General features: G+C 59.7%; 12 protein-coding genes and 1 pseudogene. 2 read left to right on the forward strand and 11 right to left on the reverse strand.

What is annotated here, in order from left to right; translation table 11 throughout:
• The 11 genes from Q2B33_RS06295 to Q2B33_RS06345 all read right to left on the reverse strand — a co-directional run.
• Window positions 1–670: hypothetical protein (locus Q2B33_RS06295; RefSeq protein WP_300792157.1), on the reverse strand; the 670-nt coding region annotated here is incomplete at its 3' end.
• A gap of 395 nt (window positions 671–1,065) precedes the next feature.
• Window positions 1,066–2,115, reverse strand: a complete 1,050-nt coding sequence (locus Q2B33_RS06300) for a winged helix-turn-helix domain-containing protein (RefSeq protein WP_300792155.1) — start codon at window positions 2,113–2,115, stop codon at window positions 1,066–1,068.
• A gap of 47 nt (window positions 2,116–2,162) precedes the next feature.
• Entirely contained in the window at window positions 2,163–3,083 is a 921-nt protein-coding gene (locus Q2B33_RS06305) for a GGDEF domain-containing protein (RefSeq protein ID WP_300571935.1), read from the reverse strand.
• Between the two features lie 194 nt (window positions 3,084–3,277).
• Window positions 3,278–4,012 carry a type 1 glutamine amidotransferase gene (locus tag Q2B33_RS06310; protein WP_300571937.1) on the reverse strand — a complete coding sequence of 245 codons (735 nt, stop codon included), beginning with the start codon at window positions 4,010–4,012 and terminating at the stop codon, window positions 3,278–3,280.
• Window positions 4,009–5,367 (reverse strand): Mur ligase family protein, encoded by a 1,359-nt coding sequence (locus Q2B33_RS06315; protein ID WP_300784000.1) that lies wholly within the window; start codon window positions 5,365–5,367, stop codon window positions 4,009–4,011. Before Q2B33_RS06315 ends, Q2B33_RS06310 begins: the two co-directional genes overlap by 4 nt.
• 130 nt (window positions 5,368–5,497) lie before the next feature.
• Window positions 5,498–6,151, reverse strand: coding sequence for a leucyl/phenylalanyl-tRNA--protein transferase (gene aat, locus Q2B33_RS06320; RefSeq protein WP_300571941.1), 654 nt, complete (start codon window positions 6,149–6,151; stop codon window positions 5,498–5,500).
• A 13-nt stretch (window positions 6,152–6,164) separates the two neighbouring features.
• Entirely contained in the window at window positions 6,165–8,987 is a 2,823-nt protein-coding gene (locus Q2B33_RS06325; protein ID WP_300571943.1) for an AAA family ATPase, read from the reverse strand.
• 2 nt (window positions 8,988–8,989) lie between these two features.
• A complete protein-coding gene (locus tag Q2B33_RS06330) occupies window positions 8,990–9,289 on the reverse strand; it encodes an ATP-dependent Clp protease adaptor ClpS (RefSeq protein ID WP_300571945.1) in 300 nt (99 codons plus the stop codon).
• Between the two features lie 235 nt (window positions 9,290–9,524).
• Window positions 9,525–10,667: a metallophosphoesterase gene (locus tag Q2B33_RS06335; protein ID WP_300571947.1), complete on the reverse strand. Its 1,143-nt coding sequence runs from the start codon at window positions 10,665–10,667 to the stop codon at window positions 9,525–9,527.
• A 4-nt stretch (window positions 10,668–10,671) separates the two neighbouring features.
• On the reverse strand, window positions 10,672–11,265 hold the full coding sequence (locus tag Q2B33_RS06340; RefSeq protein WP_300571949.1) for an ECF transporter S component: 594 nt from the start codon (window positions 11,263–11,265) through the stop codon (window positions 10,672–10,674).
• A gap of 108 nt (window positions 11,266–11,373) precedes the next feature.
• On the reverse strand, window positions 11,374–11,982 hold the full coding sequence (locus Q2B33_RS06345) for a uridine kinase (RefSeq protein ID WP_300571951.1): 609 nt from the start codon (window positions 11,980–11,982) through the stop codon (window positions 11,374–11,376).
• Between the two features lie 377 nt (window positions 11,983–12,359).
• Between Q2B33_RS06345 and Q2B33_RS06350 the strand changes: the two genes are divergently transcribed.
• Both Q2B33_RS06350 and Q2B33_RS06355 read left to right on the forward strand, forming a co-directional pair.
• Window positions 12,360–13,754 carry a phosphatidylserine/phosphatidylglycerophosphate/cardiolipin synthase family protein gene (locus Q2B33_RS06350; protein ID WP_300571953.1) on the forward strand — a complete coding sequence of 465 codons (1,395 nt, stop codon included), beginning with the start codon at window positions 12,360–12,362 and terminating at the stop codon, window positions 13,752–13,754.
• A 141-nt stretch (window positions 13,755–13,895) separates the two neighbouring features.
• Window positions 13,896–14,380 (forward strand): annotated as a pseudogene (locus tag Q2B33_RS06355) (hypothetical protein); the annotation flags it as partial.

Consider the following 14,380-nt stretch of genomic DNA (forward strand, 5'->3'; position numbering starts at 1 on the left):
CGCTTTCTGAGGTGGATTCGCTTCCTGGCTCCTCGGACCCTGCTTCGCTTTCTGAGGTGGATTCGCTTCCTGGCTCCTCGAATCCTGACTCGCTTTCTGAGGTGGATTCGCTTTCTGACTCCTCAGATCCTGCTTCGCTTTCTGAGGTGGATTCGCTTCCTGGCTCCTCGGACCCTGCTTCGCTTTCTGATGTGGATTCGCTTCCTGACTCCTCGGATCCTGACTCGCTTTCTGAGGTGGATTCGCTTCCTGATTCCTCGGCCTCTGCTTCACTTGCAGATTCCGTAGACACAGAATCGCTTCCTGTCTCAATAGACTCGGAACTGCTTGTGGATTCTGCAGGTTCCGACCCGCTCTCACTCTCATACCCCTCATTTCCTATAGATCCAGATTCTTCCACAGATTCCGAACCCTCTGTAGACTCAACTATCTCTTCAGAGCCAGACACCTCTGCGGAGTCAGATTCTCCTGCTGAGCCGGCATCGCTGGTACTGTCCTGTGCCGTCTGCTCCTCGGATATCTCTTCCTCGGCAGGAAGAACCAGTTCTTCCCCTTCCAGCCCCTGGTCTAATTCCGCAGCATATACCACATTTCCGTCTTGAAGCACGCTTGCTCCCCCAATGGCCACGCCTGCTGCCGCAATCGCTTTCATGACTTTTTTCTTCTTCATTTCTGCTTACCTTTCTCCTCTTCGAGATTACATGCTCTATTCCTAAAAGTTGCATTACATAAAGTATAGCAAAGCAGCTCTTTCGCAAACTCTTTCGTCTTCCATTTTTCATGCTTTTAATTCCCCACAAGCCCTAAAAATCATCGTTATCCCAAAACATGATAAGGAATCGCGTTCCATAGAAATCCAGAAATCACAGAAAACCACGACAAAAAGGGCATTGCCCCCGCAATGCCCAAACCCAAAACATATGTTACCAAATATTCCCATCATCCAGCAGGCTGCAGATAATCCCGCCCCGCCCGCCGCAGCGCTTCCTGAAATCCATGTCCAGGCGTGCGCCGATTTCATCCACATTCTCCCTTCCCGCGCCTATGCACAGCAGCAGGTACTGGTCATCGCTGTACCTGGTATAAATGTCGCCCCTGCGCAGGCAGCTCCGAAAGGATCTGCGCAGTTTTTCGCCCTGCCGCTCGCAGTATTCCCTCTCCTTTGCAGGGCGGCCGCTTGCATCCAGTATGGTGCACAGGAACAGGGCAAAGCCCGCAGTACCCCCCCCTGGCAAGGGCACGTTTCAGCATACGGAAGCAATCCAGAAAACCCAGGAGCGTGCAGGCATAAGCCCCTTCCGGCACCCCGGACTCCATCAGGCATCTGCCGATGTCCTTCTCCGTTCCTTCCGGCTGGTGTATCCTGGAGCCGACCTCCCGCAACTGGGCCTGCTGTTTCTGGGACAGGAACCCTCCCATCTCCTGGGCGTGCTCCGCTATCTGCTGATAGACCTTGCCAGCCTCCTTATGGCGGCCCAGGGCGATAAGGCTGTCCGTCTGCCATATCTCCCATCCCTCATTGGGGCTGAGCCTGGCGGCACGGGCCGCTGTCTTCTCTACATTTCTGTAGTCGCCCTCTTCCTTCAGATAGCGCAGCAGATATTCCAGCATCCTGTTATACTGCTTCTGATAGTTTTGGCTCCTTTCGATGACCCACTGCTCGTTGGCCAGTTGGGGCAGGAACTCCCCCTGGTAGAACTCGCAGGCCCTTTCGCAGATCTCCGCCTTCCTGCGCCTGTTCTGCTCTTCCGCGAAGGACCGGGCCTCTCTTTCGAAGTTCTGGACATCCGATTCCACCTGTACGTCCCCGGCAAAGCGCACTATCCCTCCGTCCAGAACGAGATAATCCCCGGAAGGGAGGGGCGATTCCTTCAGATATTTCCGTAGACGGAATATCGTATTGTTGAGGCTCGCGTTGAGGTCCTCCACCTCCTCTTCGCCATAGAGGCTCTCGGCAATCTCCTCTTTGCTGAATCCCTTTCCCGGCCTGGTCATGAGGATTTGGAACAGTTGTCCGAATTTGGAATTCCTCTGTCTGCCAAAGGTAAGCACCTCGTCTCCGTAGCTGGCCGTGAAGCCGCCAAACATCCTCACCGACAATTTCCTTTCCTTCACCTTCCGCCTCCCCCTTGACGCGCACCGATATCCCCAGATTCCAAGCCCTATGCCATCAGCTCCCCGACCCTGGCCGGCTGGAGCTCATAGCAATGGTGGATCAGTATGTTATTCCCCGGGCTGTCCGCAAGGAACTTCCCCCTTATCCGGCCCACGATGAGATCCGCCTCCCCCTCCGTGGTGTCGATGACCAGAATGAGGTACTGGCTGCTGGAATATCTGGTATACACATCCCCGATGCGGAGGGTACGCCCGATGTCCTCCCCCAGCCTCTCCATCAGCATGTCCTTCTCGTGGGGCAGGAGGCTCCCTCCCTGTCCGTCCACCACGGTAATCAGGATGACGCATGCCTTCTGGCCGCTGCGGATGATGCCGCGCTCCAGGAAACGGTATATCCCCTTGAAGGTATCGTAATCCTGGCAATACGCGCCCGGTTTCCGAATCTGCTCTATCAGTTCCTTCCGGATTCTGTTTGCATCCTTTATGTACTGATCCTTCCTGTTTCCCTTCCCCCCGTCCGGCTGGCACAGCGTGCTCCTGCGCCTCTCCAGGGCCTCCTCCGCCCGCCTGAACAGCCCCTTACAGGTATCGCCGGGCTGCCATACGGCGCATACCGCGGTCACCGTGAAGGGAATCCGGCCCTTTTCCTTCCTGCCTACGCGGAAGCGGTTCTCTATGCGCCCGCAGATTTCCTCCGCCTGTCCGGCGTCCCTGCATCCTGGCATGAATATGAGGAATTCGTCGCCGCCCCGTCTGCCGAAGATATCGCCCGTTCTTATCATATACATAAGGATCTGCGCCGCCTCTTTCAGGCACTCGTCTCCGGCCAAGTGTCCGTACTGGTCATTGATCCGCCTCAGATTGTCCATGTCGCACAGAAAAAGCGTGCCTCCCGGATCCTCGCTCAGCATGGAAGTAATCCGTATCTCCGCGATGTTCTTCTTCAGGATGCCTGTCAGGCCGTCCATCTCTTCTGCCGCCCTTTTCCCGCCTGTCTTTTGTCCCCCGCCCAATGTCTCACCCCATAATATTCCCGCAATGCCCCTTTGCTTCGCCAAAATGCCCTAAAAGAATCTGGGGCAGGATTCTTTTATCAAAGTCTATTATTGAAGTCCCATTATAGCACCCTCAAGACGAATATACAATAAAAACCGGAAAAGTTTTACCTTCCCTTCTTCCCCACCCCCAGCCTCTCCGCCATGTTCCGGTTAGCCCTCAGCTCCGCCTCATCGGAGAGCTCCTTCAGCTCCACGCCCTCCCCGTACCTGTGCCTCAGCGCCCGCTCCAGGAGCCAGTCGCAGACCTCCGGGTTCTTAGGCAGCAGCGGCCCGTGGAGGTAGCTTCCAATGACGTTCTTGTAGACAACGCCCTCATAGCCCCCGTCCCCGGTATTCCCCCGGCCGTACAGCACCTTCCCCAGGGGCGTGCAGTCCCCGATGATGGTGCGCCCCGCGTGGTTCTCGAAGCCCACCACAGGCGTGCCGAACAGAGGGCTCTCCAGCACCACATTCCCCACCAGCCGCTCGTCGCAGCGCTCTGTGTGGATGTCCAGGATGTCCAGCCCCTCTATCCTGTCCTCCCCGGCCTGATAATATTTCCCCAGAAGCTGGAAGGCCCCGCATATGGCCAGGACTACTCCTCCGTCTTCCACATAGTCCTTGAAATCCTGCCGGATCTGCCTGAGGTAATCCACGGCCAGGGCCTGTCCCTTGTCGGAGCCGCCTCCCCAGACCAGGATGTCCAGCTTCCCGAAGTCGATTTCGTCCCCGGCGCACAGAGGGCAGACCTCCGCCTCCATGTCCCGCCAGACGAGGCGCTGCTTCAGGCACTGGACGTTCCCGCTGTCGCCATAGAGGTTGAACAGATCCGGATACAGATGTCCTATGGTCACTTTCATTGGCTGATGCCCTCCTTCCCCGCAGCCTGCATGTCGTCCAGCATCTTGATCGTAGGGTACAGGCCGGAGTAATTGGTGATGATGTAGAGGTTGCGGCTTCCCCGCTTCGTGAGCTCCTCCACGGCCTCCCGGATGCCCCTGCCCAGGCGGCTGGCGATGTCCTCATATTTCAGGCGCACCTCCATGTCCGCCCCCCTGGTCCCCACCGTGACGATAGAGGCCACCCCGGCCTCATGCAGATAGGAGAAATCCACGTCCCACAGCCATGACACGTCCTCCCCGTCCAGCACGGTGTCATTGATCTGGATGATGATGTCCTTAGGGGCAGGATCCCTGCGGATCAGGAATATCTTCTGCTGGAAGCCCACAGGATTCTTGGTCAGGTAGAGCTGCACATGGGCCCCGCCGATCTGATAGGCGCATTCTCTGTTGTTTCCATAGTCAAAGGCGCCGATCGCCTGCTCGAAGCCCTCCCTCGGCCCGCCCACCGCGTACAGGGCGGTATAGACGCTTAAGGTATTGTATACATTATAGGGGGCCTGGGCGCCGGACTCGATCCGTCTGCCGTCCAGGGTAAAGGAATAGGCCCCGTCCTCGAACACCACGTCCGTCACGGTCATGTCAGGCTCCGGGCGCGCCAGCCCGCAGTCCGGGCAATGGTAGACCCCCAACTGCCCATAGTGGACGAAATCATACTCCAACCGACAGCCGCAGGAGGGGCAGAAGACGCTCTCCCCGGTCCCCACCGGCATGTCGTCCGCGATCCGTTCGCCGATGCCGAAGGTGAGCTTCGGGTTCCGGCATCCCGCAGCCAGCGTGTAGGAGCAGATGTCGTCGCAGTTGGTAATCAGCTTCGCCTCCGGCACGGTCTGCATGGCCTTCTGGATCTGGCCGCAGGTGATGTCCACCTCGCAGGTGCGGTCCAGTTGATCCCGGAAAATATTGGTCACCAATACGCAGTCCGGCTTCAGCAGCGGAAACACCCGCACGGAGGCCATCTCGTCCACCTCTATGCAGGCATAGTCCGCATCCAGCCGCCCGCTTTTCCCTGCGGCCTGCACGAAGGACGTGATGGCGCCGTCCATGAGATTGGCTCCCATCCTGTTCCAGACCACTCGTTTTCCGGATTGGGTCAGCACATGGGCCATGAGGCTGGTGGTGGTGGTCTTGCCGTTGGTCCCCGTCACCGCTATGATCTTCTCCCGCACCATGCCGCTCATCACCGACAGAATCTCCGGGTCTATCTTCCGCGCCACCCGCCCGGGAAGGGAGGACCCGCTCCCCTTTCCCAGCCTGCGGCTCATGGTACAGGCAAGCTTCCCGCACCATATCGCCACTCTGCTCCGTAACCTCATCCTCCGCACCTCGCTTCCCACTGCCTGTCCATCCCGGCAGCTTCCCCTGTCATATATGAATCAGGGCCATACCCTGTGAAACGCTCCATAAGCCTCTCCTTCCAGCCGTGTATTTCTTTTCGCCATCCCGTCACCTCCCGGTGCCCTCCTCCAGCATCCTGTCGTATTCCTCCCAGGAGATGTACCGCCCGCCCATGCTCTCCAGATGCTCCGTGTAGAACTGGCAGTCCATGAACAGGAACCGGCTGCGCTGAAGCAGCCTGGCGAAGGCGATCAGGGCGGCCTTGGAGCCGTTCTCCCGCTCCGAGAACATGCTCTCTCCGAAAAAGCACCTGCCGATGGACACGCCGTAGAGGCCTCCCGCCAGCTCCCCGTCCTCGGACACCTCCACGCTGACGGCATAGCCCGCCTGGAACAGCCTGCAGTACGCCGCCTCCATCTCATCGGAGATCCATGTCCCCTCCTTGAATTCCCGCTTCATGCGGCAGCGGTGCATGGTGTCCGCGAAGTCCCTGTTCAGCACCAGCCTCAGCTTATGCTTCTTCCAATATTTCCGCATGGAATGGGAAATATGTATCTCCTCCGGGAAAATAACGAAACGCTCCCTGGGGCACCACCACAGGATTTCCTCCCCCGGGTCGTACCAGGGAAAGATTCCGTGGGTGTAGGCCAGCAGAAGCCGCTCCACGCTCAGATCCCCGCCCACCGCCAGCAGTCCGTCCCGGCGGGCGTACATGGGATTCGGAAAAGTGATTTCCCCCTCATTCAGCCGATAGACCGGCATATATCATTCCCCCTTACGTAAAATCCTTTGCCTGACCGGCTTTTGCTCCGCAGCCCTCTCCTCCGGACAGCACTGCCTCCCCGAAAGGCTCCCTGGCAGGCTGACGGGCGCCGCCTGGGCTTCCCGCCATCCGGGCCCCGTCCTCCCCCGAAAGGCCGGGCAGCTCCAGCAGGAAACGCCCCGCCCGGGCCGTCAGGCTGCAGCTCCCGCCCTCTCTCAGAGCGCCGAACAAAATCTCGTCCACCAGCAGGGGTTTGACCTCCCCCTGGATCACGCGCTCTATCTCTCTCGCGCCGAACTCCGCGCTGATGCCCTTTTCCTCCACCAGCCGCTCCGCCTGGGCATCCACGGACAGACGCACGTTTTTCCGTAAAAGCATATCCGCCAGCTCGCCCATCTTCTTCTTCACGATACTGCCCGCCATCTGGCTGTCCATGCCCCGGAATACCACAATCCGGTTCAGGCGGTTGCGGAACTCCGGCTGGAAGATGCGCTTCACTTCCTCCAGGATGACATCGCTGCCCACGTCCTGCCCCTGGAAGCCGATGCCGTGCTTTCCGATCCGGCTGGCCCCGGCGTTGGAGGTCATGATGATGATCACATTCCTGAAATCCGCTTTCCGGCCCTGGTTGTCCGTCAGGGTGGCATAGTCCATGGCCTGGAGCAGGATATTGTAGATGTCCGGGTGGGCCTTCTCGATTTCGTCCAGCAGAAGCACTGCGTGAGGGTTCTTCCGGATCTCCTCCGTCAGCAGCCCTCCCTCCTCGTAGCCCACGTACCCCGCGGGCGCGCCGATCAGCTTGGCCACGGCGTGCTTCTCCCCGTACTCGCTCATGTCGAAGCGGATCAGGCGGACGCCCAGCTCCCTGGCCAGGCTCCTGGCGATCTCCGTCTTGCCCACGCCGGTGGGGCCCACGAACAGGAGGCTGGCCAGGGGCTTCCCCTCCTCCAGCAGCCCGGCCCTGGAGAACTTCACGGCGTTCACCACCTGGGAGATGGCCTCGTTCTGGCCGAAGACGCATTTTTTCAGGCGCTCCTCCAGGGTGGCGAGGGCGGCGGTCTCGTCCCGCTCCACGGCCTGTTTGGGGATGTGGCAGGTTTTTGACAATATTTCGTCTATAAGCTTTTTGTCTACCGTCTGTATGGATCCTGCCCCGGCCGGGGAGCCGCTGTCGGACACCTCCCCCTCCAAGACGGCTCTGTCCGGCGACTCCCCCTGCCCCAGGGCTGCCCCTTCCTGTCTGCCATCGGGATGCCTCTCCTCCAGATCCTGCGGTCCGGGGGCCCCGTCAGCAGCGCTTCCCTCCGCCGCTTCCTGCCCGTCCCCCAAGGGATGCAGCCTGCGGTAAGCCCCCGCCTCGTCTATCAGGTCGATGGCCTTGTCCGGCAGGTAGCGTTCATTGACATATTTCGCGCTCATCTCCACCGCATACTCCAGCACGCCCTCCTCATAGCGCACGCCGTGGAAGGTCTCGTAGCCCTCCCGCAGCCCCTCCAGAATCCGGATGGCATCGGCAGTGCCCGGCTCTTCGATGTCGATGTTCTGGAAGCGCCGCACCAGGCTTTTATTCTTCTCAAAATGCTTTTTATATTCCTCATAGGTGGTGGCCCCGATGAAGCGGATACGGCCCTGGGCCAGGTAGGGCTTGAGCATGTTGGAGATGTCGAAGCTCCCGCCGTTCACCGCCCCTGCGCCTACGATGTTGTGGATCTCATCGATATAGACGATCGCGCGCTCCTCCTGGGCGATGCTGTCCATGACCCGCTTGAATCGCTTCTCGAAATCCCCCCGGTACTGGGTTCCGGCCAGGAGGCTGCCCAGGTCCAGCGCGAATATTTTCGCGTTCCGCAATGGCTCCGGCACCTTTCCTTCCTCCAAAAGCCGCGCCAGGCCGTAGGTGATGGCAGTCTTGCCCACGCCGGGCTCGCCGATATGCAGGGGGTTGTTCTTCTCCCTGCGGCAGAGGATCTGCATGGTCCGCTCCAGCTCCCGCTCCCGGCCGATCAGCGGATTCCTTCCCTCCAGCTCATCGCCCAGGCAGGTGGCGTACTGCTGCCAGAAGCCGTCCTCCGCCAAGGCCTCATCGTCTTCCTCGTCCCCATGCCCCCAGTCGCCCTCGTCCCAGGCATCCTCGTCATCCCTCTGCCGCTCTTCCTTCCCGGAGTCCGATTTCCCGCCGGAGCCTTCCTCTCCGGAGCCCAGGCTGCCGCCCAATCCCGCGAAACTTTCCTCCATGGAGCCAGCGCCGCTGCCCATTCCGGCTAAACCCTTATCTCCCGGTTGGCCCAAGCCCTTCCCGTCCTCTGGGCGGGCGGATCCCTGCGCTTTCCTGTCCGGCGCTGTCGGATTCGTCTGCCGTCCCTTTTTCCTGCGGGCAGTTCCGCTCTGTCTGCCTTTCCCTGCCGCTTCCTCATAGGCGATTGTCATTTCCCGGAGCAAATCTACCCGCTCCACCCCCTGGAGCCGCATATAGTAGACCCCATAGCTTTCCCCCAGCCCGTACATGGCGGAAATCAGATGGGCCAGCTCCATCATGGGCTTGTCGCCGTTCTGGGCCGCCTCCCACCCCTGCGCCAGCACATATCCCATGCCCTGGGACAGTTGGGGCTCATCGCCGGGCTCCGCCGTCTGCTCCATATATTCCTCCAGATAGTCCCGCAGATCCCTGTCCAGCCTCCTGCGGTTCCCGCCGCAGCTTTCAAAGGCCCTGGCGAACACCGGATTCTCACAGGCCGCGTACAGCGCAAGCTCCGGCGTCACATATTCAAAGCGGGCGTCCTTCGCAAGCGTGTAGGCTCTGTCGATGACATCCGCCACTTCTTTCGATACGTACATATTTACGCCTCCTCAAGCGTCATCCGGAAAGGGTAGCCCCCTTCCCTGGCCCGGCCCAGGGCCGTCTGCACCTTCGTGGCGGCGATGTCGTAAGGGTATGCCCCTACCGCCGCCCGGCCGCTTTCATGCACCGTCAGCATCAGGCGCTCCGCCTCCGGGATTCCTTTGTGGAAGATATCGATCAATATCTCCACCACGAAATCCATGGGAGTGAAATCGTCATTGTGCATGACCACACGGTAATGCCTGGGCTCCCGTATATTGATCCTTGTCTTTTCCCTTGTCTCTCCCTGTACTGCCATGATCCTCTTCCCGCTTCCTTCCCCGCGGTGCCCATATGCTCCGCCGGAACCTTTTCTTCACTCTTAACAGTATAAAGCTTTGCAGGGAAAATAGCAATATACTTCCTGAAATCTGAAAAACGCCTTGCGAATTAAACAAGGGCATATGTTCCCCTGCATACGCCCCTGTTCCTTTCCGCATTGTGCGGCTGCTTCTATTTTTATGTCAGTTTTTATACTATATTCCGATATCCTTTCAAGGCTCCGTCCCCAGCACATCAACCACCACATACTCCGACCTGCACCCGGTCTTGAACTGAATCGTCCAGTCCGAAATCCCGGATGTGACGATGAAGTCCGTATTTTCCCGCCTCTCCAGCCCATAGATTTTGGCGTCCATCCCCAGCCATTCCCCCATACGGTGGAAGGGGAAGAGCTGCCCGCCGTGGGTGTGGCCGGACAGCACCAGATCCACGCCTGAGGCCGCCTGGGCATCGTACTCATAGGGCTGGTGGTCCAGGACGATGCTGTATCTGTCCCTGTCCAGCCCTGCCGTCAGCTCCTCCATGGAAGCCCGGCCCGGCTGGGAGCGGTCCTGCCTCCCGATCAGATAGAACTGTCCGCCCAGCAGCACCGTCTCATCCTGGAGCACCGTGACGCCGTTCCTCTCCAGCTCCGCCACCAGATCCGCCCCGCTGTATCCGCGATAGGCCGGGCCGAAATACCCCTTGTCATGGTTTCCGAAGGCATAGTAGACGCCGTATGTAGTCTCCAGGGCGCCCAGCGCCTCACAGGCCGCCACCATGTCCTCCTTTGTGGTGTCATCGTCCACATAGTCCCCGACCACCACAACGATGTCGGGATGCTCCTCCTGCATCCGCTCCACCAATTCCCCGAATCCCTCTCCGTCAAAGGTGCTCCCCACATGGGAGTCCGCGAACAGCACGATCCGCAGGTTCCCCACCTGCTTTTCCGTGTCCAGGGCGTATGCCGTCCGCCACACATGGTGGGCCAGATACCAGCCGCAGGCCAGATAGCAGAACGTGATCCCCAGCGCGAAGACGCCCGCGTAGTATCTCTCAAAGTCACGCCCCCGCTTCCTTCTCACGACCAGGTTCACCCCATCGCAGAGAATCCAGATGACCGTCAGATGGATCACGCAGATTGCGGCGTTGAACACGCCAAGCGCTTTCCACAGGGCCAGCACCATGACCAGAGCCGGAACAAGCCCTATCAGGAAGCACAGAAGCTTCTCCGGAACGCCCTTCTTCCATGGAAGGAGAGCCTTCCATTTTCCCGCCGCCCGGCGGACCGTGGAAAATCTGGCGAACCGGCTCCCCAGGTACAGGAGGCCCAGTCCCAGCCCCGCGAACAATGCCCTGAAAATGAATGCCCACATCCTCTTATTCTCCCGCCGCCCGGCTCAGCGTCCTCTGTTCCCGCCGAAAACGCACCAGCCCCGTCCGGTGCAGCGCCAGCATCAGCGCGGGAATCAGCACCAGCTGCAGGATGATGCCCGGTATGGCGTTCAGGAAAGCCCCGGCCAGGAACATCTGCCAGGTGAACGCCCCGCCCCCGAGGCCCAGCACCACCATGCTCGCCGCGCCCCAGACGATCCGCCCGCCCACCATGGCGATCAGCAGGCAGCGGTACAGCGATATGATGCACTGCCATCTGGAGTGATTGTACAGGAAGCCCGCGATGGCCCCGTAGGCCGCAAGCTCAAAGGCCATGGAGATTCCGTTTGGCATGGGCGGCATGCCGAACAGCATATAGCGCAATAGCGGCAGGACGAAGCCTGTGATGCCGCCGTACTGCCATCCGCAGATAAGGCCGCAGACCAGCACCGGCAGGTGCATGGGCAGCAGCATGTTGCCGATCTGGGGAATCTGCCCTGTGAAGAAGGGCAGCACGATGCCCACCGCCGTCAGCATGGCCGCCAGCACCAGGTTCTGAATATGGTTTTTGTTGTCTGTTGTTTTTGTCGTTTTTTCCATTTATTATCTCCTTTTTTCCGTTTGTTTCGTTTCGCGCAATACCTGTCCGGCTCGCCGTGCGCCATCTGCAGGCCCGCGCCTCGGAACCCTCCGGGATGCATTTTGCCCTCAGTACGCCCCGCCGGTGTCCACCACCATATGGCTTGTGCCCTCCACGTCAAAGCAGCGGAAGTAATTCTCCTCCATGGGGATCCACCGCTCCTCGAACGCGGCATAGCGGCTGCCCTCCCTCTGCGCAAGGCGTCTGCGCTGCACCTCCCTGGAGCAGGTAAGGAATATGGTCAGGTCATATGCTTCGCCCACGGACGGATGCCTGGAATAGCTCCCCTCCACCACCGTCAGATTGCGGACAGGCAGCAACCGCGCTTCTCCGAACCTGTCCTCCGGGCAGAGGTAAGCGCGGTATACGGCAGCCTCCCCCGCCCGGATCGGGATCAGCAGCTCATCGCGGAGCCGCCGGAAGTCCATATTGCCCCCCGGGACGGCCTCCCAGCCCTGGGCCCGTCTCCCAAAGGGCAGATAGAAATCGTCCATATGCAGGATATTGCAGGGAAACCTGTCCCCTATCAGCCCGGACAGCCATGTCTTGCCGCTGCCGCACCGCCCGTCAATGGCTATGGCCACAGGCTTCCCCTCATCCGCAAGCCGTTTTACCTGCGCCAGCACAGGAGCAAAAATCCGCGCCCTGTCCTCCATGGAATGCTCTCCCTCCGTCATCGCTGTCCCTCCTCGTTTCCACATTAACAATATACCGATTCGCCCCGGGTCTTGTCAAGCCCTTTGGCATCCGCTACCGATATCCCAGACTATCTTACCAAAACTCCACACAAATAGCAAATCCGTATATGCTATGCCCGGCGATTTCCTGTCCCGGAAGTCTGCCCCCTGAGGAAAAACAACAATTGCCAGCTCCTGCAATTTGATGTATAAATGATATATACTGCGCACCAGTTAAATTTGCAGTGCGACCCGACTGCAGACCGCCAGCCAAGTACTTTCCCGGGGACACCACTGTAAATCCTGGCGGTCTGCCGTATAGAAACGCTGCCGCAAAAGAACATGCGCAAAAAAAGAATCAGATGAGGTATCTGTATATGAAAAAACACCGACTGCGGAACCGATTGATTGTCCTCTTCCTCCTGCTGGCCTACGTCTGCGCCATCGTGCTCCCCTACGCCAGGCAGCCCGCCGTCACGGCAGCTACCATAGAGGGCTTTACCGCCTCCGATTTCTACGGGGATTCGGATACCGGCCAGCGCGCCCGGATCATTTCCGACAACGGCGAGGCCCTGGCGGAGCGCATCCGGCTGATTTCCCAGGCGGAGGAGGAGATCATCCTGAGCACCTTCGATTTCAACGCGGACGACAGCGGGAAGATGCTGCTGGCCGCGCTGCTTTCCGCCTCCCAAAGGGGCGTCCATGTGAGCCTCCTGGTGGACGGCCTGGCCTATGCCACCGGCATCCTGGGGAATCCCTGGTTCCGGGCCCTGACCCGGGAGGAGAACGTGGAGCTGAAGGTCTATAATCCCCTGAACCCCTTAAAGCCCTGGAACCTCATGGGACGGCTCCACGACAAGTATCTCATAGCAGACCGGACTGCCTACATCCTGGGCGGCCGAAACTGCTATGACTTCTTCCTGGGCGACCATGACGGCTACAAGAACTACGACTGGGACGTGCTGGTCTGCTGCGAGGATGCCGGGGCCTTCCCTTCCCTGGATCAGCTTCTGGAATACTTCCGGTCGGTCTGGGCCCTGGACGAATGCCATGCCGTGGCCAGCAGGAAGGAAGGGAAGCAGGAGGAGCTTCTGGCCCTCTACAGCCGGATGCAGGAAGAGCATGCGGACTGGTTCCTGCCTGTGGACTATAAGGAGCTCACCGTCCCGGCGCGCAGGGTCCGGCTGGTGTCCAATCCGATCGGGCCCCAGGTCAAGGAACCCGTGGTCTTCTATACCATCACGGAGCTCATGGAACAGGCGGAAGAGTCCGTCTCCATCCATACCCCCTACATCCTCTGCGACGACTGGATGCTGGGACAGCTTGCGGACATCTGTATCAGCGTGCCGGAGGTCACAATGATGACCAATTCCGTGGCCAACAACGGCAATCCCTTCGGGGCCATGGACTACTATGCGAACAAGGAAAAGCTCCTGGGCAGCGGCGTGGGCATGCTGGAGTACGACAGCGGCGTCTCCTATCACGGGAAATGCTTCACCATCGACGACCGCATCGCCGCCGTGGGCTCCTTCAACTGGGACATGCGCAGCGCCTATCTGGACACGGAGCTGATGCTGGTCATAGACAGCCCCCAGCTCAACCGGCAGCTGCGGGAGGCCATGGGCGGATACGAGCAGGATGCCCTGAGGGTCATCGATGCCGATTCCTACGACCTGGCGGAGGGACAGACGCCACAGCCCCTGACGCCCTCCAAGGAGCGCCGCCTGAAGCTGCTCTACTATCTGGCGTACTGGGCCAGGTTCCTGATGTAGCCGGCCTGGCTTTTGGCGGCTTTTGGAGCGTCCTGTGCTTCTGTGCTTCTGCACAAAAATTATTGACAAACGATAATTTCCGTGCTATTCTATTCTCACAATTATCGTAAAACAATAATTCCAGAGAAACGAGGTACGGATATGGACTATATGACCTTCCCCTGGGAACAGGTGGGGCTGCTGCTGCGCCGCCTCTCCCTGTCTGGCGGCATCGGCAACGCTGCGGCGTGGATTCTGTTCCTCGCCATAGGCGCCCTCCCCCTGCTGGCGGCGGCCGTATTGCTGCGCAGGCGCCGGGCCTGCGGGGCGGATTTCCTGCTGGCGGCGCTTTCGGCAGCTCTTTTCATCGGATTGTGGTTCTTTGTGAACCCCTCTTACATCGACCGGTATCTGTCCCCCATGCCCGCGGGCGGAATCGCGAAATTCGCCCTGGCCTCGGTCATCGACAGCCTGCTGCTGACATGGTTCCTGCTGCGCTTCCTTCTGCGCATGGAGGAGGGGCACAGGAACCAGGCCCATTCCAGGGAAGGACAGCATTCTGCGGAAAAAGTGCATCCCATGGAAGAAGCGCATTCCATGGAAGGAGCGCATTCCACGGAAGAAGCGCATTCCACGGAAGGAGCGCA

This window comes from uncultured Acetatifactor sp. (assembly GCF_948601915.1).
Classification (GTDB): Bacteria; Bacillota; Clostridia; order Lachnospirales; family Lachnospiraceae; genus Acetatifactor.

Coding starts and splice junctions, on each gene's coding strand:
- Q2B33_RS06325 (WP_300571943.1), bottom strand. CDS start 8,987: ATGTACGTATCGAAAGAAGTGGCGGATGTCATCGACAGAGCCTACACG.
- Q2B33_RS06330 (WP_300571945.1), bottom strand. CDS start 9,289: ATGGCAGTACAGGGAGAGACAAGGGAAAAGACAAGGATCAATATACGG.
- Q2B33_RS06340 (WP_300571949.1), bottom strand. CDS start 11,265: ATGGAAAAAACGACAAAAACAACAGACAACAAAAACCATATTCAGAAC.
- aat (WP_300571941.1), bottom strand. CDS start 6,151: ATGCCGGTCTATCGGCTGAATGAGGGGGAAATCACTTTTCCGAATCCC.
- Q2B33_RS06345 (WP_300571951.1), bottom strand. CDS start 11,982: ATGACGGAGGGAGAGCATTCCATGGAGGACAGGGCGCGGATTTTTGCT.
- Q2B33_RS06335 (WP_300571947.1), bottom strand. CDS start 10,667: ATGTGGGCATTCATTTTCAGGGCATTGTTCGCGGGGCTGGGACTGGGC.
- Q2B33_RS06310 (WP_300571937.1), bottom strand. CDS start 4,012: ATGAAAGTGACCATAGGACATCTGTATCCGGATCTGTTCAACCTCTAT.
- Q2B33_RS06315 (WP_300784000.1), bottom strand. CDS start 5,367: ATGAGGTTACGGAGCAGAGTGGCGATATGGTGCGGGAAGCTTGCCTGT.
- Q2B33_RS06350 (WP_300571953.1), top strand. CDS start 12,360: ATGAAAAAACACCGACTGCGGAACCGATTGATTGTCCTCTTCCTCCTG.
- Q2B33_RS06305 (WP_300571935.1), bottom strand. CDS start 3,083: ATGGACGGCCTGACAGGCATCCTGAAGAAGAACATCGCGGAGATACGG.